16 protein-coding genes are annotated in these 18,784 nt (G+C 62.4%); 5 read left to right on the forward strand and 11 right to left on the reverse strand.

From position 1 onward, the window contains the following. Positions 1-20: 20 nt before the first annotated feature. The 6 genes from tilS to Q0J57_RS05080 all read right to left on the reverse strand — a co-directional run bounded on the left by tilS (position 21) and on the right by Q0J57_RS05080 (position 5,340). Positions 21-1,082: a tRNA lysidine(34) synthetase TilS gene (tilS, locus tag Q0J57_RS05055; RefSeq protein ID WP_297217754.1), complete on the reverse strand. Its 1,062-nt coding sequence runs from the start codon at positions 1,080-1,082 to the stop codon at positions 21-23. 1 nt (position 1,083) lies between these two features. After that, positions 1,084-1,419, reverse strand: a complete 336-nt coding sequence (locus Q0J57_RS05060) for a hypothetical protein (RefSeq protein ID WP_297217757.1) — start codon at positions 1,417-1,419, stop codon at positions 1,084-1,086. Beyond that, the gene (hemA, locus tag Q0J57_RS05065; protein WP_297217760.1) at positions 1,419-2,720 is read right to left on the reverse strand and encodes a glutamyl-tRNA reductase; all 1,302 of its coding nucleotides are present in this window, start codon (positions 2,718-2,720) and stop codon (positions 1,419-1,421) included. Before hemA ends, Q0J57_RS05060 begins: the two co-directional genes overlap by 1 nt. Before the next feature lie 8 nt (positions 2,721-2,728). Then, positions 2,729-3,556 carry a cytochrome c biogenesis protein CcsA gene (gene ccsA, locus Q0J57_RS05070; RefSeq protein WP_297217763.1) on the reverse strand — a complete coding sequence of 276 codons (828 nt, stop codon included), beginning with the start codon at positions 3,554-3,556 and terminating at the stop codon, positions 2,729-2,731. Next, the gene (locus tag Q0J57_RS05075; protein WP_297217766.1) at positions 3,543-4,226 is read right to left on the reverse strand and encodes a bifunctional precorrin-2 dehydrogenase/sirohydrochlorin ferrochelatase; all 684 of its coding nucleotides are present in this window, start codon (positions 4,224-4,226) and stop codon (positions 3,543-3,545) included. The genes ccsA and Q0J57_RS05075 overlap by 14 nt, the downstream gene beginning before the upstream one ends. A 163-nt stretch (positions 4,227-4,389) precedes the next feature. Further along, positions 4,390-5,340 (reverse strand): hypothetical protein, encoded by a 951-nt coding sequence (locus tag Q0J57_RS05080; protein WP_297217769.1) that lies wholly within the window; start codon positions 5,338-5,340, stop codon positions 4,390-4,392. 293 nt (positions 5,341-5,633) lie between these two features. On the opposite strand from Q0J57_RS05080, the gene ybgF reads away from it, so the two are divergent. The 4 genes from ybgF (at position 5,634) to Q0J57_RS05100 (ending at position 10,011) form a co-directional block, all read left to right on the forward strand. Beyond that, on the forward strand, positions 5,634-6,590 hold the full coding sequence (ybgF, locus tag Q0J57_RS05085; protein ID WP_297217771.1) for a tol-pal system protein YbgF: 957 nt from the start codon (positions 5,634-5,636) through the stop codon (positions 6,588-6,590). Between the two features lie 10 nt (positions 6,591-6,600). Continuing rightward, positions 6,601-7,920 (forward strand): DNA-processing protein DprA, encoded by a 1,320-nt coding sequence (dprA, locus tag Q0J57_RS05090; RefSeq protein ID WP_297217774.1) that lies wholly within the window; start codon positions 6,601-6,603, stop codon positions 7,918-7,920. Next, positions 7,917-8,966, forward strand: a complete 1,050-nt coding sequence (locus tag Q0J57_RS05095) for a tyrosine recombinase XerC (protein ID WP_297217776.1) — start codon at positions 7,917-7,919, stop codon at positions 8,964-8,966. The genes dprA and Q0J57_RS05095 overlap by 4 nt, the downstream gene beginning before the upstream one ends. Before the next feature lie 127 nt (positions 8,967-9,093). After that, entirely contained in the window at positions 9,094-10,011 is a 918-nt protein-coding gene (locus Q0J57_RS05100; protein WP_297217779.1) for a manganese-dependent inorganic pyrophosphatase, read from the forward strand. 84 nt (positions 10,012-10,095) lie between these two features. Here Q0J57_RS05100 and Q0J57_RS05105 read toward each other — a convergent pair whose 3' ends face one another. From Q0J57_RS05105 to Q0J57_RS05115, 3 genes are all read right to left on the reverse strand, one after another. Next, the gene (locus Q0J57_RS05105) at positions 10,096-10,689 is read right to left on the reverse strand and encodes a rhomboid family intramembrane serine protease (protein ID WP_297217782.1); all 594 of its coding nucleotides are present in this window, start codon (positions 10,687-10,689) and stop codon (positions 10,096-10,098) included. 435 nt (positions 10,690-11,124) lie between these two features. Then, entirely contained in the window at positions 11,125-11,334 is a 210-nt protein-coding gene (gene rpmB, locus Q0J57_RS05110; protein ID WP_297217785.1) for a 50S ribosomal protein L28, read from the reverse strand. A gap of 154 nt (positions 11,335-11,488) precedes the next feature. Then, the gene (locus Q0J57_RS05115) at positions 11,489-12,019 is read right to left on the reverse strand and encodes a hypothetical protein (RefSeq protein ID WP_297217788.1); all 531 of its coding nucleotides are present in this window, start codon (positions 12,017-12,019) and stop codon (positions 11,489-11,491) included. 1,113 nt (positions 12,020-13,132) lie between these two features. On the opposite strand from Q0J57_RS05115, the gene Q0J57_RS05120 reads away from it, so the two are divergent. After that, a complete protein-coding gene (locus Q0J57_RS05120) occupies positions 13,133-14,089 on the forward strand; it encodes a pseudouridine synthase (protein ID WP_363315460.1) in 957 nt (318 codons plus the stop codon). A gap of 1,495 nt (positions 14,090-15,584) precedes the next feature. Here Q0J57_RS05120 and pgm read toward each other — a convergent pair. After that, positions 15,585-17,237, reverse strand: coding sequence for a phosphoglucomutase (alpha-D-glucose-1,6-bisphosphate-dependent) (gene pgm, locus Q0J57_RS05125; protein ID WP_297217790.1), 1,653 nt, complete (start codon positions 17,235-17,237; stop codon positions 15,585-15,587). 115 nt (positions 17,238-17,352) lie between these two features. Further along, positions 17,353-18,780 (reverse strand): DegQ family serine endoprotease, encoded by a 1,428-nt coding sequence (locus Q0J57_RS05130; protein ID WP_297217793.1) that lies wholly within the window; start codon positions 18,778-18,780, stop codon positions 17,353-17,355. Between the last annotated feature and the right edge of the window lie 4 nt (positions 18,781-18,784).

An 18,784-nucleotide genomic window follows, 5' to 3' on the forward strand; every position in this document is an offset into this window, starting at 1 on the left:
CCCGCTGTCTGTGCGGGGCGTTATTTTTTGAGGGAGTGCGGGGCTGGCCGGGGCACGGCGGGGCGCAGGGTGACGGCGCCCTGACGGAGTACGGCTTCCAGGCCGCCGGGAAACTGAAAGCAGGTGCCTCCCCGTCCTTCCTGCCAGGCACGGTCCAGTGCCAGCAGGCGTTCCGCCCTGGGCTGGCCGCCATGCTGGCGGGACAGGTGGCGTATGGCCCGCAGGTAGCAGCGCAGGCGGACAGCCTGGGGCTGGCTGGCCAGGAGGGGGCGGGGCAGGGTGATGGCATCGTCCTGCTGGTGCCAGGGATGCAGGGCAAGGGCAGCCTCCACAGTGGCATCCCAGTAGTCGGCATCGCAGCGGGCAAGCTGCCAGAGCTGGCCAGCTGCCTGTCCGTAGGCCGGGTTTTCCTCTTCCAGGCGCGGCAGAAGCTGGTGGCGGATACGGTTGCGCAGAAAGCGCATGTCTGCATTGGAGGCATCTTCCCGCCAGCTGACGTGCCATTCCTGAAGCAGCTGGCGCAGGCGGCGCCCGGAGAGCATGAGCAGGGGGCGCAGCAGGTGCCGCTGGTCATCCCTGGCGCTCATGCCGCCCAGGGCCGGCCAGCCGGTGCCCCGAATGAGGCGCATGAGCTGATCTTCGCAAAGGTCTTCCCGCTGGTGCCCTGTCAGTATCCACTGGCAGTTTGTGCGGCGGCGTACCTCTTCCAGCAGGGCATAGCGGGCCGTGCGGGCGGCATCCTCCGTGCCGCGCTTCTGCTGGCGGGCCAGTGCGGCAACATCGGCGTGCACACAATGGCAGGGCAGGGCAAGCCGGGTGCACAGGTGCTGCACAAAGCGCACATCATCTGCCGCATCTGCCCGCAGGCCATGGTTGACGGTGCAGGCCGTCAGCTGCCAGCGTCGGCGTGGGGCCAGCAGGGAAAGGAGAATGGCCAGCGCCGTGGAATCGGCGCCGCCGGAAAGGGCCAGCAGCAGATGCTGACCGTCTTGGGGCGCGCCCAGCTGGCGGCAGAAGCGTTCCACCGAAAGGCAGGTGCGGGCCGCGGCAGGGGCAAGGTCTGCAAGCTGGTGCGGCAGCATGCTATTGCGGCAGGCAGTGGCGCTGAATGAGCGCCTCCAGCAGATCCAGAAGCGCGTTGCGTACCGGCGCCGCTGCCGGACCGATGCACTGGCAGTGCAGCCGTCCCTGTGCCCGGACGAGCAGCTCCAGGCGCAGGCTGGTGGGGGCTACCTCCAGGGCCACCACATAGGGGCCGCAGCTGGCGGCATGTGCCCGCTGCAACGGGGTCCAGAGCTGTTCAGGAACAGGCAGCCAGAACAGCCCTTCCAGCCCGGAGGCCAGCCCCTGCTGACGCAGGTGATCGGCCAGACGACGGCAGCCGTCGGCCGGCAGGTCCTCCGCCACATAGGCCCGCATCAGTGCTTGCCCTGCCGGGAGAAACTACAGGTATTGCCGTCCAGGTTGAACATGCGCCGCATGAGGCTTATGCGGGCGGCCATGCCGTCCTGCGAGGTGATGCCCTGCTTGAGAAACATGATGGGATCATGGTTGAGCTTGCGCACCAGGGCCTTGGCCATGACATCCAGTGCTTCATGCACTTCTTCCGAAACCGGCCCCAGGCGCTTGAGGGTCCGGGCCAGCTCCTCGTCGGCCATGTGCTCGCCACGGTTGATGATGTCCACAATGGTGGGCTGCATGTCCAGACTGTGCACCCACTGCGCGAAATGTTCCACCTCTTCATCAACAATTTCGGCAGCCTTGCGGGCTTCGTCCCGGCGGGTGGCCAGGTTTTCTTCAACTACTTCTTTAAGGTCGTCGATGTCGTACAGGTAGACATTGTCCAGGCCGTTGACATCCGGGTCAATGTCGCGGGGAACGGCAATATCGATGAAGAACATGGGCCGGTTCTTGCGGGCCTTGAGTACGGCCCGGATGTCGCGGGCGCGGATGACCGCCTCCTGCGAGCCGGTGGAGGCGATGATGATGTCCACATCCACCAGATGTTCGGCAATGGAGTTGAAGGGAATGGCGCGCCCGTTGAACTGGCTGGCCAGCTCTTCGCCTCGGGAAAAGGTCCGGTTGGCCACGAGAATTTCGGCAATGCCGGCCTGCAGCAGGTGTGTGGCGGCCAGTTCGGCCATTTCCCCGGCGCCCAGCAGCATGGCGCGATGCGACGGCATGTCGCCAAAGATGCGTTTGGCCAGCTCCACGGCCGCATAGCTGATGGATACGGCGCTGGAGGCCACAGCCGTTTCCGTGCGCACGCGCTTGGCCACGGAAAAGGCCTTGTGCAGCAGACGGTTCAGGATGATGCCCGTGGCGTGGCAGGCCGCGGCCTTGCGGTAGGCGCTTTTGAGCTGGCCGAGGATCTGCGGCTCGCCCAGGACCATGGAATCCAGGCTGGACGCCACGGAAAAGAGGTGGCGCACCGCCTCTGCCCCCGTGTGGATATAGACGTAGGGGCGCAGTTCGTCCACGCTGGTCTGGCAGGTTTCGGCCCAGTCGCGCAGCATTTGTTCGGCCAGCATGTCGCCATGGCCGGCGGCCAGCAGTTCCACGCGGTTGCAGGTGGAGAGAATCAGCGCTTCACTGATGGCGCCTTCACAGGGCACGGCCCAGCTTTCCGCATTGCAGTGATTGACCAGTGCAAAGCGTTCGCGCACGTCGACGCCTGCCGTACGATGATTGAGACCGACAAGTACAAGATCACAGTTCATGGTTTACGTCAGCTTCTCATAAAGGCGTGGTGCGTTTCCATGAGGGTATTCACCACGATGATGGAAAAGATGGACAGGCCGAAGACCAGCACGAGAAGCCGGGCGGGCTTGCGGCCGCGCCAGCCTCTGGCCAGACGGTTGTGGAAAAGCACGGCCAGCAACAGCCAGGTGACGAGACTGACCACTTCCTTGGGATCACCCTTGAATGTGGCGCCGAAAACCGGCTTGGCCCAGAGCAGGCCGGACACAATGCCCAGGGTGTACAGGGGAAAGGCCGTCATGGTGGTGAAGGCATTGATCTTGTCCAGCAGGGAAAGGGCGGGCATATCCTGCCAGAAGCCCTTCATGGTTTGCTTGGACTTGATGCGGCCTTCCAGAAAAAGAAAGATGCAGCCGGCGGCAAAACCCAGTGCCAGCAGGCCGAGGCTCAGGAACAGCGCCCCGATGTGCAGGGCATAGAAGGGCGCGTTGAGCTGCGGCGGCACCTTGACCACGGCCGAAAGATAGGGAGCCGACATGGCAAAGAGCATGAGGGACAGGGGGGCGGCAAAGAGCAGCGTGGCCTCCTGCCGGAAGCGCAGGCGGGAAATGAGGCCGCAGAGCAGGACAAACCAGGCTAGCATCTGGAGGTAGGCCCCGAGGCTCAGGCCGTCGGGCAGGGCCTTGTGAAAACCAAGGGCAAGCATGAGCGTCTGGGCAAGAAAGCCCAGGCCGGCCAGCCAGCAGCCGGTCTGACGCAGGGCGGCATTGCGCATGAGCATGCCCGCCATGCCGATGACCGTTGCCGCGCCATAGAGGCAAAGGACCAGTGCGGTGGAAAGTTCAGGAGAGATCATGCAGAAACTCCGTGATACGGGTGTGCAGTTCGGGGGGCAGCTTGCGGATGAGAAATTCTCGGCAGGCTTCCCTGTTGCCCTCCTGCAGCCAGTGCTGCAAGGGGGATTCCGCCAGTGTGCGGAACAGCTCTCTGTTTTGCCGCGAGTCGTGCCCCAGGGCCAGAATGGGCGCGCGCAGGCGCCCCATGAGGCGGGACAGGCTTTCGCGCGGTTCCAGCCATTCTTCCAGCTCCCGGCGCCAGCGGCGGGCCAGGGCCGGGCTGGCTCCCCCTGTGGACAGGGCCAGGGCCAGATCGCCTTTGCGGGCCACGGCCGGAACCATGAAATCTCCCTGACGTGGGGCATCCACACAGTTGCAGAGCACCTGCTGTTCCCGGCACAGGGCGGCAATGCGTGCATTTTCTCCGGCATCGCTGGTGGCGGCAAAGACCAGCCGGCAGCCGGCAATATCCTCGGCCGTACAGGCCCGGGCAAGAAAGGCCACCTGGGGCTGTGCCAGCATCTGGCGGCCCTCGTCATCCTGCGGCAGGGCCAGATCACGCACGCGCACGCATCCTGCCCCGGCCTGGAGCAGGCCGGAAACCTTGCGCCGGCCCACTTCCCCAAAGCCGGCCACCAGGCAGCAGGCATCATGCAGGTTCAGAAAAAGGGGGTAGAGGGACTGAGTCATAGCGTTTCTCTGCAAGGCAGTATACGCAAGCGTCGTCTGTTCGCAAGGGGGAAAACAGGCGGACGGCATTTTGCCCCGTGCCTGCCGGGGCACGGGGTGCCGGCATGCGAAAGCGGCCGCCCCGTGGGGACGGCCGCTGCAACAGGCGTCGGGGCTGCCAGCGTCAGGGCAGGGGCTGCCAGTTGGTCAGTTCCATGAAGAAGGGCAGCATGAAGGCGCAGCTCAGCAGCAGGGCCACCACAAGGGCCAGCTTGTGCCGCATGGGGGTGGTACTGCGTGCCGTGAGCGTCCAGAGCAGCACGGGAATGAGCCAGAGCAGCACACGTATGCCGGCGGTGATGCCATCCTGCATCACAAAACTTCCTTCCTGCATCTGCCGGTAGACTTCCAGCCCGCTGAAGGCGAGCAGGGCAAGCCAGAGAACAATCCAGGCATTGCGCGCCCAGCCGGCGCACCACGGCAGCACCGTGGCATAGTGATCGCGCCCGTAATCGTCGCTCTTGCGGCGCAGCAGCAGCCAGACGCAGCCAAAGGCGGCCGGCATGGCCAGAAAGAGGAAGGGGGTATAGGCCACCACGTGGGCATAGCTGGTGCCCAGCATGGGCAGAATGACGTCGGCCAGGGTGACCGTGCCGTCCACCTGCGGCAGCCGGACCACGGCATCGATGCGCATGGTTCCCAGCACAAGCAGCAGGGCCAGCAGGCTTTGCAGGGCATTGAGCAGGCCGATGCCGATGTGCAGTACCGGCAGCTTGCTCATGGCTTTCCAGAGGAAGAAGTAAATGCAGTTGAAAACCACGGCCATCCCCAGGGCCAGCCAGCTCATTTCACGCGCCGCGCCCAGAACGGCACTGGGGGGGACGTCCTCTGTGGTCAGATAGAGCCAGATGCGTCCGCCCACCAGCAGCACCCAGCCGATGCCCTGACTGAGCATGGCCAGCTGCAGGGCACATTTGGCATAGAAGGAGCGCTTGCGGCGAATGGCCAGGATTTCGCCGGTGGAGGAGATCAGGGGCAGGCCGGAAAAGGCAAAGAGCAGCGCCAGCGGAACAATGCTGATGGCTGTATCCGCGATGGTCTGCAAGACAGGATACTGGGCAAGAAATGCGTACATGATGACCGCCTGTAGAAATGATGCGGGGAAAGCCGTTCCGCGTTCCCCGCAGGAATCTTTGCCTGAAAACGGGCGCTGCTGCAAGCCTTGAGCAACGGTCCTTTCCTGAAATCCGGGAGAGCGCCTCGTGCCTTTTCAGGCAGGAAGCGGCGGCTTGCTATGGTCTGCGCTTTTTTTTATTTTGTGACAGGGGCATTTCGTCCCCCGACAGTACCGGGCGGCACAAAGACGCCACGCCGGCAGCAAGCAGAAAACGGTGACAGCACATGAAAAAAGCAGCCATAGTACTACCCATGATATGCGTGGTTCTGACGGGCGGCTGCGGCCATCAGGCCATGCAGGCGGAGATGCAGCAGGCCGAACTGCGCATCGCGCAGCTGGAAAAGAAGACGGACGAGCTGGATCGCCGCCTGACCATCTTGAGCGAGTCTCCCTATGAAGTGCGCACGCGTGCCGGCGACCGCAAGACCGGTCTGGTGGCCATCCCGGGCTATCTGCCTTCTCCGGCGGAGCTGCGGCATCCCGGTGGCGGCGACAATGCCTCTGCCGTGCAGAGGGGGCTTCCTTCCGGTGCGGTGCGTCCTGCGGGGCGAGCCGTTCCGGCCAGGGACAGGGCGGTATCCGTCCCTTCCCGTCCGCATTCAGGGGGCGTGACGCCGGCCGCTGTGCACCCGTTCGCAGGGAAGTCCACGCCGTCCCCTTCCCCGCGGTCTCTGGCGCAGCCGCCTTTGCCGGGAACGCCGGCCTCCCGGGCCGGGGATGCCCAGGCGCCCTTTCCAGACTTGGCGGGTCTGAAGACGCTGGATGACGGCCTGTCGCCGTCTCGTGAGGACACCACCGGGCAGCTTCTTGCGGCGACGGCCGCGGCGCCGTCTTCCCGGACAGAAAAGCAAGAGTACGAGGCGGCTCTGGCGCTGGTTCTGCGCGGGTGCAATGCGGAGGCCATTGCGGCGTTCCGGCAGTTTCTGCAACAGTATCCCGGGGGCAGGTTTGCGCCCAATGCCGAATACTGGACAGGCGAGGCACTGTATTCCCAGGGACGCTATGCGGAGGCGCTGGAACATTTTCTGACAGTGAGCAGCCGTTACCCCCGGCATCACAAGAGCGCCGATGCCATGCTCAAGGCCGGCATGACCCTGAACCGTCTGGGAAACCGGCCTGGCGCCCGCCGGCAGTATGCGCAGGTTCTGGCCCGATTCCCCGCTTCGGAAGCTGCGGGAACCATCCGTGCCCGAAGGCTTGGCCGCTGACGGAATGGCCTTGACGCTCGCCTCTTCCCCCTCAGGCTGCCCGCGGTGGCAGGAGCTTGACGAGACAGGCCGCAGGGAATTCTGGGCCAGTCTTGCCTTGCGTCATTGCCGGGGCCTGGGGCCACGGACCCGGGCACGCCTGCTGCGCCGTCACCACAGTGCCTATGCCGCCTATGGCGCGCTGCTGGATGCGGCGCGTCAGGCATCGGAAGGCCGGCAGGCCATGGCTCGGGAACTGGCCTCGGGCGGGTGGCGGGAGGCTGCCCTGGAAGAGTGGAATGCGGCACAGCGCCTGGATGCCCGCCTGCTGCTGTGGACAGACCCGCTGTATCCTGCCCTGCTCCGAGAGCTGCCCGATGCTCCCGTGTTTCTGTATTGCCGGGGTGATACAAGCCTGCTGGCATCGCCCTGCCTCGGGGTGGTGGGGTCACGGCAGGCATCTTCCCAGGCTCTGCGGGTTGCCGGGCACATGGCCCGTTTTCTGGCGTCCTGCGGGCTGGCCATTGTTTCCGGCATGGCCTGCGGGGTGGATGCCGCAGCCCATGCCGCAGCGCTGCCCGAGGTGGGCCGGAGCATCGGCGTGCTGGGGACGGGCATTGATCAGGTCTATCCCAGGAGCAATGCCGGTCTTTTTGCACGCATGGAGCGGGAAGGGCTGCTGCTGTCGGAATTTGCGCCGGGCAGCAGGGCGCTGCCCGAACATTTTCCCATACGCAACCGCATCATCAGCGGGCTTTCTCTGGGGATTGTGGTGGTGGAGGCCGCCAGCCGCTCCGGCAGTCTGATTACGGCCCGCAATGCTCTGGAGCAGAACAGGGAGGTCTATGCCGTGCCGGGGCCTGCCCTGGAAAGGCGCTGCTGCGGCGTACAGGAACTTATCCGGCAGGGTGCTCGTCCGGTTTTCAGCGCCGAGGATATTCTGCGTGATCTGGCAGACCGCCTTCAGGCGTACGGCATCAGCCGAACACTGCTGGACAGCCGTTCAGCCAGCGAGCGCCGCTGCCTTGCTGAGGAAGAAACAGCCCCGCTGACGGCGCCTCCGCAGCAGAACGCGCCGCAGGAGCAGGACGCGGCTGACTCCGGCACGTTTTCTGACGAAAGGGCGTCGTCATCTCCGCAGGCAGACTGCCCGGAAGCCCGTCTTCTGCTGGCGGCAGGGGTAGAGGACCAGCTGATGCTGCTTTTGCGGGAGCAGGGACCGTTGCATGTGGATGAGCTGGCCAGACTGGCCGGGCAGGACAGTGCCGCCCTGGCTGTGACACTGCTGGGGCTGGAGATGGCGGGCAGGGTGCGCCGTCTGCCCGGAGCACACTATGAGGTGCAATCATGAAGCGGCGGACGGCCGTGCCGCCTTCTGTGGCGGCCACAGGGGGAGAGGCTGGGGCGGAGCTTTCGGCGGGGGCGGTTCGCCTGCTTGCGGCGCATGCCATGTGGCTTGAACTGGAAAGGGGCCTGGCTCCGGCCACGGTGCGGGCCTACCGGACGGACCTGCTGGAATTTGCCCGCTTTCTGCAGTCCAGGGGCGGTGATGCGGGGATGCCGCAGACCATCTCCCGGCGGGATGTGCAGGCCTTTCTGGCACACCTTTTTCATCAGGGCGAGGCCAAGACCTCCATGTGCCGCAAGCTCTCGGCCTGTCGCAGTCTGTTGCAGTATGCCCTGCGCCAGCATCTGGTTTCTGCCAATGTGGCTGCCCAGGTGCACAACCCCCGCCAGGAAACCTATCAGCCCCGCCTGCTCAATGTGGACGAGGCCTTTGCCCTGCTGGACAGCCGTGACGAGACCGCGCCGGACACGCCGCGCGACAGCCGGGACAGGGCACTGGCGGAACTGCTGTATGGTTCCGGCCTGCGCGTGTCCGAGGCGCTGGCCTTGAATGTGGATGACCTGCATCTGCAGACAGGCATGGTGCGTGTGCTGGGCAAGGGCCGGCGGGAACGCCTGGCGCCCCTTTCCGACAGCAGCATTCCCGCCTTGCAGGAATGGCTGGAAGACCGCACCTTCTTTGCGGCAGAGGAGGAAAAGGCGCTTTTTGTGGGCATACGCGGCAAGCGTTTGCAGCGGCGGGAGGCCGTGCGCATTGTGGAGCGTCTCTGCCAGGAGGCCGGCCTGCGGCATGTCATTTCTCCGCATGGTCTGCGCCATTCCTTTGCCACGCATCTGCTGGACGGCGGGGCTGACCTGCGCAGCGTGCAGGAGCTTCTGGGGCATCGTCGTCTCAGGACCACCCAGCGCTATACGCAGGTGAGCCTGGACCATCTCATGCGGGTGTATGATCGGGCGCATCCCAAGGCCGGCGGGGGCGCCGCTGCCGGCACAGGGGCCGGATTCCCCGGCGAAGAGGATCTGGACCAGGGCGGAAAGGACGAGCGCTGACGCAGGGCGTTTGCAATCCGCGGCAAAATATTGCAAAGAGCTTGTGGCGGCGGGAAGCGCTTTTGCCCGCGCCGCCTTTTCCCACATTATCAGGAGCTGCCTGAACAGGCAGGTTAAGGAGAGCACCATGTCCGCACTTGTTCTTGGTCATATGCACCCGGATACCGACAGCATCATTTCCGCCATTGCCGCCGCTGATCTTTACAGCAAGCGCGGTCTGGACGTGACGTCTGTGGCACAGGGCGCTCCGGCGCCCGAAACGGCCTTTGTGCTGGAGCGTTTTGGCCTCACCGCGCCGGAGGTTGTGGAGAACGTGGCCGGCAGGGAGCTGTATCTGGTGGACTTCTCCGACCTGGCGCAGTCGCCCGCAGGAATGGCCGATGCCACGGTCATGGGCATTGTGGATCATCACAAGCTGGGCGACATCACCACCTCCCTGCCCCTGGAAGCCTGGATCTGGCCGGTGGGATGCACCAATACGGTGCTGACCAATATGTATGATTTTTATGGTGTGGAAATCCCCCGGCCCATTGCCGGCGGCATGCTGTGCGCCATTCTTTCGGACACGGTCATGTTCAAGTCGCCCACCTGTACCGATGCGGACAAAAAGGCCGTGGAAAAGCTGGCCCGCATTGCCGGCGTGGATGATGTCATGGCCCTGGGCATGGAAATGTTCAGGGTCAAGAGCGCCGTGGACGGAGCCAGCATGAAGGACCTTGTTTTCCGTGATTTCAAGGACTTTGAGATGAATGGCAAGAAGGTGGGCATCGGTCAGCTGGAAGTGGTTGACCTTTCCCTGCTGGATGGCGTCAAGGACGGTCTGAAAAAGGAGATCGCACGGGTCAAGGCGGAAGGGCGGCACAGTGTTTTCCTTCTGCTTACCGATATCATGAAGGAAGGCTCCGAACTGCTGCTGGCATCCGATGATCCCTCTGTGGTGGAGAAGGCCTTTGGCGTCCCCGTTTCCGGGGACAGCGTGTGGCTGGATGGCGTCATGAGCCGGAAAAAGCAGGTGGTGCCCAATTTTGAAAAGGCGTTCAAGTAGCCTGCTCTCGTAGCCGGCAGGTGATGGGGGAGGCAGGCGGCGTCAGCCGGCTGCTTTCCCCGAAGGTCTTACGGCAGGTCCTGCTCAGGCAAAGGCCATCCACCAGCCGGCAAGGAGCAGCAGCAGGGCCAGCAGCGCACAGGCTGCCTGCGGTGGAAAGGGATTCCTGTCCCGCATGGTGTACCAGGCATTGCCCAGTCCCAGCAAAAAACCGGAGCCAAAGCCGCAGCAGTGGGCGAGGTAGTCCACGTTCTCCTCTCCCGTACCAATAAGGGCCATGATGGCCAGGCCTGCGGCCAGGGGAAGAAGGGCGCTCTTCTGGTGGTACAGGCATGCCTGGCCGCTGATCCCGCCCAGCGTGGCAAAGACAGCCGTGGAAAAGCCCAGGCTGCTGAAGGGGCCGGTACGCAGGGCGTAGGTGAGGGCATTGCCGGCCATGCCGCCCAGCACAGTCAGCAGCAGGGCGCGTCCCCAGCCAGCCGCCCGGGCGAGAACAGGAAGAAAGACAAGACTGAAAAGCACATTTCCCCACAGGTGGGGACTGTCCTGATGCAGGGTCAGGGCTGTGAGGCAGCGGTAATACTGCTGCTGCACGGCCAGCCGAACGCTGGAAAGGTCGCCCAGTTCTGTCCAGAGAGCAGGATCAGGCAGCAGGGAAGGGCAGGGCCACCAGCCCACACGCCATCCATGCCAGAGTATCAGCAGGAGGGGAGCCAGAGCTGTCCAGCCTGCGCAGGGATACAGCGGCGGGACAGGCGCGGAAGGGCGCCGTGCCCGTGTTTTGTCCTGGGCAAGCGCCAGCCATTCCTGGCGTGCCACCTGTTCGCAGAGAGGTGGCACATACAAGTGCTCGCGACCATACTCCCTGTCCAGGTAGTAGGGAATGCCGCAGGAACTGAGCAGTAGCTCCCATTCCTGTTTATGCCGGAAGGACAGGCCGGTTGGAGGGCTGATCCGTTGCCAGAAGGGGGGCAGCGCCCTGGGACGGCGCCTGATGTGTACAAAGCGTTTGCCGTGACGCGGCAGAACGAGGCAAAGACGTGGCGGACGGGCTGACATAAAAAAGCCCCGACAGCTGTGCCGGGGCCTCACTGACAGAAGAGCGGGTTGCCGCTAGGCCTTCTTGGCAGCCGCGGGCTTGTTCACCACGCCGGAACGGATGCAGCGGGTGCACACATTGAGGGTGCACACGGTGCCATCGGCAAACTGGTGACGCACGCGCTGCAGATTGGGATTGAAGCGGCGTTTGGTCTTGATGTTGGAATGGCTGACATAATTGCCGCCCTGAGGCGTCTTGCCGCAGAAAGCGCATACCTTGCTCATGATATCCTCCGTATATACAGAAAAAACTGTTTTTTTTTACGTCCATTGCGGCCAAGCTGTAGGCGTCCGGGCGTGACAACTTACGGCCTTGACCTTGCAGGGCGTCTATATACGCAAAGCATTGTGAAAAGGCAAGCCTTTTCCCTGAAGAAAATCATGTTTCCCGGGAAGGGGCGCCGTGGGCATCAGGAGGGACTTCCCAGCGGGCGAGAAAGCGGGACAGGGCATGCTGCGGATTGTCGGCAAAGCACTGGCACAGGATGCCTTCCGGGGTGGCGGCGTCCCGGCCGGGGGCTGCGGTTGGTGTTTCCCCGTCATCAGTATCAGAAAGGGGGCGCAGCGAAAGCGGGCAGCCGATGCCGAACGGGGGAAGGTGGCGCGTCCATTGCGGGCTGCGCGCTGCGAGCACGCGTCCGCAGTGCTGCTGGCAGGCCGGACACAGGGGCATGCCTGCTTCGCCACCGATGATGCGCACAGGCATATCCGGCTGTTTTTCCATGGCATCCATGACCACAAGCAGCTCATCCATCTGGTGAAAAAAGGCAGCCATGAAGGCATCGCACTGTTCCGGGGAAAGCCCCAGGTCTTCCATGAATACCCAGATGGCTTCGCCGGACAGGCGTCCGTACAGGGGGTGCCTGCCGCGGAGGTCTTTGTGACGCTGCGGAGAGAGAGGTGTTGTCATGCCTGTGCCTGTGGATGCCCTGCAAAAATTATGGACATGGTATGGAGTTGTCCGGCGGCAGAATACGCAAGCTGTGTGGTCTGTCAATCGCAGGGAAAATTGTCTGCGTGGATGATGTCGTATTTTTTCGAATACTTATTTTATATTGTCTTGTTTCATTAAACATCACAATGCAGTCGCTGGCTGAGGGGACGACAGGGGGCCAGAGGACGGCTGGTTATGCCATGTTGGTTCTGGCGGACGCCCGAGGATGCCTGCGGCTGGTCGATCTTGCCTTTTGGCGGCGCCACATGGCGTGTCGCCAGATGGACACCCAAAAATGGCGCTGTTTTACGCACAAAACGACCTGTGACATATACGAGCAGAGTTCTGCATCTTTTTGTCTCATAATGATAATTATGTAAACTTTTATAAAAAAATACTGATTTTTCCATAGGTTATGGAAAATGTCGTCGCAGCGATTCTGTCTGCTCACCGCGTCGGTGCGCCTCTCGCTTGACCCCACCGGGGAACTTGGGCAGAGTCAGGCCCTGATCATCATCCATCATTATCATATAAAAGGATGTTGCCATGGTTGCCAGTTTCCGCAAATCAGTCAGGCATGGGCGGCATGTGCCCCTGTCAGAAAAAAAGCCGGATGCCTGCTGCACGGATGCCGTCCCCCATCAGGATGGATTGCCGGACCTGCCAGAGGCAGTGTCGCAGTCACCGGTCCTCCTCCATGACAGCCCTACGGCATATCCTGGGGATGCCTTTTCCTCTCGCGGTGACAGCTATGCCAGACGGGGGCGCGTTCCGGCTGCGGAACGGCAGAACGGAACAGGACAGCATGGCTTCCGGCGAGCCGTTTCCGTCTCGCAAAAGCGCTCTGGTGCCCACGAGAAACATGGATACAAAACGGACGAAAAGCAGGCGCCCCCTGGGGAACCTGCCGGGCAATCCGCCAGGCTCCCGCTGGCTGACAAAAAATACGCAGAGCGCCGTGATGCCTCCCCTGCCCTTTTGTCCGGCAGAAAAGGCGTTCGCCACACTCCGGCAGCCAGGGAAAAGCGGGTGCATGCGGGGCTGGCGCCAAAGCTCCCGCTGGGGGCCGAGAGCGATCAATGGGCACGCATGGCCCAGCGGCGTCGTGAACAGCAGGTGCTGCGTCAGCAGCTCCGGGATGAGGGAAATGCGCAGGCGCCGGCTGCTTCATCGGCCATTCCAGCTCCGGAAGTCCGGCAGGAAACGGCCGTTGCCGGCAATTCCCGCAACTGGCGTGCCGGAGGGCGGGAAGAAGTGGCCGCCTGGCAGCGCTTCCCTTCCTCCGGGCATGCTCCGAATACAACAGCACCGGCGACGGATCAGCGTTTGAACAAGGCACTGGCCGAGGCCGGATATTGTTCACGCCGCCGGGCAGACATCCTGGTGTTCACTGGCCATGTGACCGTGAATGGCGAGCGCGAGGTACAGCCCAGCCGGCGCGTGGGGCCAGAAGACCATATTGCCGTGGACGGGCAGCCGATTCGCAGAGGACAGGCAAAATGCTATCTGCTGCTGCACAAGCCCGTACAGGTGGTGTGCACAGTATCAGACCCGCAGGGGCGTCCCACAGTGCTGGACTGTCTGCCACCGGAATACAGAGATGTCCGTCTGTTTCCTGTGGGGCGGCTGGATTATTTTTCCGAAGGGCTGCTGCTGTTGACCAACGACGGCGCCCTGTCGCAGCGCCTGATGCATCCCCGCTATCATTTGCCCAAGGTCTATGATGTGCTTGTGCGTGATGTGGTGCGTGAAAAGGCGTTGCAGGCCATGCGCGACGGTATGACCCTGGCCGAGGGAGAACATCTTCAGCCGGTGGACGTGACGGCACGGGCCACAGCCACGGGAAAAACCCGGTTGCGTATGGTGCTGCGGCAGGGGGTGAATCGGCAGATCCGGCGCATGTGCCGGGACCTGGGGCTGACCATCCTGCGTCTGCGGCGCGTTTCTCTTGGTCCCCTCCAGCTGGGCGACCTCCCTGCCGGTCAATGCCGTGCCCTGACGGCAAACGAGGTGGACGCCCTGCGCAGGGCCGCCGGTCTGGCATGAGGCTACGGGGCGTTGCGCTTTCGTAACGATAAATAGTCACTGTTTCAAAAATGAAATAACAACGGGCGCCGGCTGTTCGCACACAGCCGGCGCCCGTTTTGTGTTCTGTGGGAAGCCGGGTGCGTCTGTGTGCCCAGGCATGGGATTGCCCTGCTGGGTTTCGGTCCGCTAACGGTCCTGTAGCGGGAGAGATTGCCCGACATGTGCCGCGCCCTCTTCGTGCCCCCCTGTTTCCACACATGACCGCAGCATGGTTTTCGTGCTCCACGGAGCGGCAAGCCAGATGTCAGGCTATCACGTGGGGAATGCAGGACTGGAATTACTTTTCTTTGTTGAAATATATTGTTTCTATCATGTCTCGCTGTGCACATACACAAAATGAATATTCATAGCTGATTTTAAGCAACCAGGCCCCTGCTCCCTGTTTTCAGGAAGGAGACGAGGTGTGGGGAGCCTGGCAGGGCCTTCCGCATCTGCGCGAAGTTGTAGTGAAGGCTAATCATTGCCTTGAAGCATGCCCCCTGTATGCTCGACGAGAGACGCCATGCGCTGCGGAGTGCCAGGAGATGCCCTGCATGGCAGGCACGCCAAGCAACACTCGACTATCCTATTGAAAATGCTGCAAATTTATTTGTTTGAAATGGTCAAACAGTTGATGTATCTGGCAAATGCCATAAATGTGTGAAGAAATAGTACAGTAAGTGAAATGGCGATTGTTCGATTTTATAAAACACTAGCCCTGCTGATTTTTCGCAGATATACAGTGATTCTTTCCAACAATCAGGAGAACGTCTCCGCAGGCAGGTGTACTCCTTACGTGGTTGGCGAAGCCGTGCGCCGCCTGATCATGCAATGCCAGGTTTTCGGCGGTTAGTGTTTTTCGCCCGCTTACTGACAGCATGAAGGAAGGTCCGAACGGCTGCCGACGTCCGGTGATCCCTCTGCGGCTTGGGCATATCGTCAGCACATCTTTCAACTATGACTCAGTTATGCTTGTCATGAAGGGCATGACGAGCAGGCGGCAGCATGATAGGGGCAATGCTGCTCAACACGATTTCAACTTTCATAAGTAGAACATGTTTGGAATATGCTGCTTGTGGCTGAGGCACAGGACATCCTGCCGCCAGCGGAGAGCGATAGTCCTGCTGTGTGTATCCTCTCCGTCCTTTTTCAACAATGAGAATATGTGGCGTTCATTAGGAAACGGGGCTGGGGGAAAAGACCCGGGACAGGCGCCTATAAAAAACGGCCAATGCTTCTTGTGAGGAAGCATTGGCCGTACGTTTTGTCCTGTCTTTGCCGGGACTCTGCCGGCGACATCTTGATGGAAGGCACATGGGGACGCGCACGCTGGCAACAGGTAGACGTCCCCGTTTGGTATGTCATTGCGCCAAGCAGGGGATGCGGCTGTCACTCAGGGGGCTGGCGTGATGGAGTGGAGAAAGGGACAAGCCCTCTGCCCTGCCGGGCGTGCGGTCTCTTCTGTTTTTTCACCTCACGCAGGAGTGCCCGCCAGCAGCTGGTCCAGAAGGGTTCTTGCCGCTTCCTGCAGTGCCAGCAGATGTTCCCTGCCCTGAAAACTCTCCGCATAAATCTTGCAGATATCTTCCGTGCCCGACGGGCGAACGGCAAACCAGCCGTTGCGGCTCATGACCTTGACGCCGCCAAGGGGAGCGTTGTTTCCGGGAGCACGCGTAAGCACAGCCTGCACGGGATCGCCTGCCAGTTCTGTCAGGGGAATGGCGTCGGCAGTCACGGTGGTGAGGACAGTACGCATGCGCGCGCTGGCCGGCATATCCACGCGTTCATAAACAGGGGCGCCATGGCGTGCGGCCAGGTCTGCATAGATGGCTGACGGTGTTTTGCCCTCAACGGCCGTCATTTCTGCCGCCAGCAGACAGAGCAGCGGGCCGTCCTTGTCGGTACTCCATGGCCTGCCGTCTCTGGTCAGGAAGGAGGCACCGGCGCTTTCCTCACAGCCGATGCCGCACTGAGCGCTTGCCAGATAGGGCACAAACCACTTGAAGCCTACGGGCACTTCTACAACGGGGCGGTGCAGCTCCTCCCCTACCCTGTCCAGCATGGCACTGGTGACCAGCGTCTTGCCGATGCCGCAGGTGGCGGGCCATTCTGTGCGGCTGCGGAAAAGGTACCAGCTGGCCGCTGCCAGATAGTGATTGGGATTCATGAGGCCGTCAGCCGTCACGATACCGTGCCTGTCCGAATCCGGATCGCAGCCAAAGGCAAGGTCATAGTCCTGCCGCAGGTCCAGCAGACAGCGCATGGCATAGGGCGACGAGCAGTCCATCCGTATTTTGCCGTCCCTGTCACAGGGAATGAAGCGGAATGTAGGGTCAACCTCGGCATTGACCACCTGGAGATGCAGGCCGTAACGCCGGGCAATGGGTTCCCACAAGGGCAGACTGGCCCCGCCCAGCGGATCAACGCCAATGCGCAGCCCTGATGCGGCGATGCTGTCCATGTCAATGACCGTTCCCAGGTCTTCCACATAGCGCGTCGTAAAGTCATAGGGCTGCACCAGGGCGGAACGCCGGGCTTCCAGATAGGGCAGGCGCCGCACACCGGCATTGTGTTGTTGCAGATAGGCATTAGCCCGGCGCTCTATCCACGAGGTGATTTCGGTTTCGGCCGGCCCGCCATGCGGGGGATTGTACTTGATGCCCCCGTCAGCGGGCGGATTGTGCGAGGGGGTTATGATGATGCCGTCCGCCCTGCCCTCTGCCTTGCGGCCGGCATTCCAGCACAGGATGGCGTGGGAGATGACGGGCGTTGCCGTATAGCCGCCCTGGGAGGCTACCCGGACAGACACCGCATTGGCAGTGAGCACTTCCAGAGCAGACCGAAAGGCCGCCTCTGAGAGCGCATGGGTATCGCCGCCCAGGAAGAGCGGCCCGTCGATTCCGCGGGAAAGACGATAGTCGCAGATGGCCTGCACAATGGCATGCAGGTGGACTTCATTGAAGGTGGATTTCAGGGAGGAACCGCGGTGCCCAGACGTGCCGAAGCTGACGCGCTGTTCCGGCAGCACCGGCTGGGGCGACTGGGTATAGTAGGCGCTGACCAGCGCCGGCACATGAACCAGCATGTCGGGGGCAGGCAGCTTCCCTGCGTGCGGATGAACGGACATGGCATCCTCCTTCGGGGTATGCTGGGCCTATAGCACGGGCCTCCCACCGGAGGCAAGAGCATAAAAAAAGGGAGGACCTTGCGGTCCTCCCCCTAACGGATTGCGGTGTTACAGGCTACTTCGCTTCGCTTTCAATGGGCACGGCCCGGAACAGGCTTTCCCCACGGCGCTGAATCTGCAACATGATGGCGCCGCGCTTGACGCCCACATCCTTGACAATCTTGGAAAGGGCTTCGGGCGAGTTCACGGCCTTGCGGTCGGCACGCAGAATGATGTCGCCGGGGCGGATGTCCGCTTCCGCAGCGGCGCGGTCAGGGTCCACATCCACAACGAAAACCCCTTCCTTGTCGTTGATCTTCAGATTACGGCGTTCCTCGGCCGTGAGGGCACGGGCGCTGAAGCCCAGCAGGCCTTCATCGGACTTCTTGCCGTCCTCGGCCTTGGTGTTGCCGGCAAGCTGGCGCTCGCCCAGGGTCACCTTCATCTGCTCTTCCTTGCCATTGCGCCAGATGCCCAGGGCCACGGTATTGCCGGGCTTCTTGGCGGCAATGGCGCGCAGCAGGGCAGAAGAATCTTCCACGGGCTGGCCGTCCACGCTCACGATGACATCGCCACTTTCAATACCGGCCTTGGCCGCCGGTTCACCCGGCAGGGTGTTGGCCACCAGGGCGCCAGAGGCCTTTTCCATGCCCATGGCCTTGGCCATGGATTCGTCCACATCCTGGATGGTCACGCCGATCCAGCCGCGGCTGACCTTCTTGCCGCTCTTGATCTGTTCGATGATGGAGGCGGCCATATTGCTGGGAATGGCAAAGCCGATACCCTGCCCGCTGGCAATGATGGCCGTATTGATGCCGATGACATCGCCGTCCATGTTCAGCAGCGGCCCGCCGGAGTTGCCGGGGTTGATGGAACAGTCCGTCTGCAGGAAGTTGTCAAACGGGCCGGAGCGGATATTGCGCCCCTTGGCGGACAGGATGCCCGAGGTGACCGTATGGTCAAGACCAAAGGGATTGCCGATGGCCAGCAGCCATTCGCCCACCCGGAGCTTGTCGGAATCGCCAAACTTGAGGAAGGGCAGGCTCTTCTGGGTTTCCACCTTGAGCAGGGCCAGGTCCGTTTCCTCGTCGGCGCCAATGAGCTTGGCCTTCAGGGCCATGCTCTTGCCGTTGCTTTCATCCAGGGTCACATGGATGACATCGGCATCGGCCACCACATGGTTATTGGTGACAATGTAGCCATCCGCCGAGATGATGAAGCCCGATCCCAGGGACTTCTGCTTCTGGGGGGCGCGCTTGCCGCGGGGCATGCCGCCAAACTGGTCAAAGAAGCGTTCGAATCCCGGAGGCATGCCCCGGAACATCTCGCCAAAGAATTCTTCAGGCCCGCTGCTCTGCGTGGTACGCTCGGTACCGATATTGACCACGGCCGGGCCGCACTTGGCGGCAAGGTCGGAAAAGTCGGGCAGACTGGCGGCCTGCGCCACGCTCGCCCACATCAGGAGCATGGCAAGGGTCAGTGCCCAGTAACGCGTGATTCGCATGGGG

The organism is uncultured Desulfovibrio sp. (assembly GCF_944324505.1).
Lineage (GTDB): Bacteria > Desulfobacterota > Desulfovibrionia > Desulfovibrionales > Desulfovibrionaceae > Desulfovibrio.

Excerpts from the sequence above, each read along its gene's own strand:
- tilS (WP_297217754.1), bottom strand. The coding sequence starts at position 1,082 with ATGCTGCCGCACCAGCTTGCAGACCTTGCCCCTGCCGCGGCCCGCACC.
- Q0J57_RS05060 (WP_297217757.1), bottom strand. The coding sequence starts at position 1,419 with ATGCGGGCCTATGTGGCGGAGGACCTGCCGGCCGACGGCTGCCGTCGT.
- hemA (WP_297217760.1), bottom strand. The coding sequence starts at position 2,720 with ATGAACTGTGATCTTGTACTTGTCGGTCTCAATCATCGTACGGCAGGC.
- ccsA (WP_297217763.1), bottom strand. The coding sequence starts at position 3,556 with ATGATCTCTCCTGAACTTTCCACCGCACTGGTCCTTTGCCTCTATGGC.
- Q0J57_RS05075 (WP_297217766.1), bottom strand. The coding sequence starts at position 4,226 with ATGACTCAGTCCCTCTACCCCCTTTTTCTGAACCTGCATGATGCCTGC.
- Q0J57_RS05080 (WP_297217769.1), bottom strand. The coding sequence starts at position 5,340 with ATGTACGCATTTCTTGCCCAGTATCCTGTCTTGCAGACCATCGCGGAT.
- ybgF (WP_297217771.1), top strand. The coding sequence starts at position 5,634 with ATGATATGCGTGGTTCTGACGGGCGGCTGCGGCCATCAGGCCATGCAG.
- Q0J57_RS05095 (WP_297217776.1), top strand. The coding sequence starts at position 7,917 with ATGAAGCGGCGGACGGCCGTGCCGCCTTCTGTGGCGGCCACAGGGGGA.
- Q0J57_RS05100 (WP_297217779.1), top strand. The coding sequence starts at position 9,094 with ATGTCCGCACTTGTTCTTGGTCATATGCACCCGGATACCGACAGCATC.
- rpmB (WP_297217785.1), bottom strand. The coding sequence starts at position 11,334 with ATGAGCAAGGTATGCGCTTTCTGCGGCAAGACGCCTCAGGGCGGCAAT.
- Q0J57_RS05115 (WP_297217788.1), bottom strand. The coding sequence starts at position 12,019 with ATGACAACACCTCTCTCTCCGCAGCGTCACAAAGACCTCCGCGGCAGG.
- Q0J57_RS05120 (WP_363315460.1), top strand. The coding sequence starts at position 13,133 with ATGGCCCAGCGGCGTCGTGAACAGCAGGTGCTGCGTCAGCAGCTCCGG.
- pgm (WP_297217790.1), bottom strand. The coding sequence starts at position 17,237 with ATGTCCGTTCATCCGCACGCAGGGAAGCTGCCTGCCCCCGACATGCTG.
- Q0J57_RS05130 (WP_297217793.1), bottom strand. The coding sequence starts at position 18,780 with ATGCGAATCACGCGTTACTGGGCACTGACCCTTGCCATGCTCCTGATG.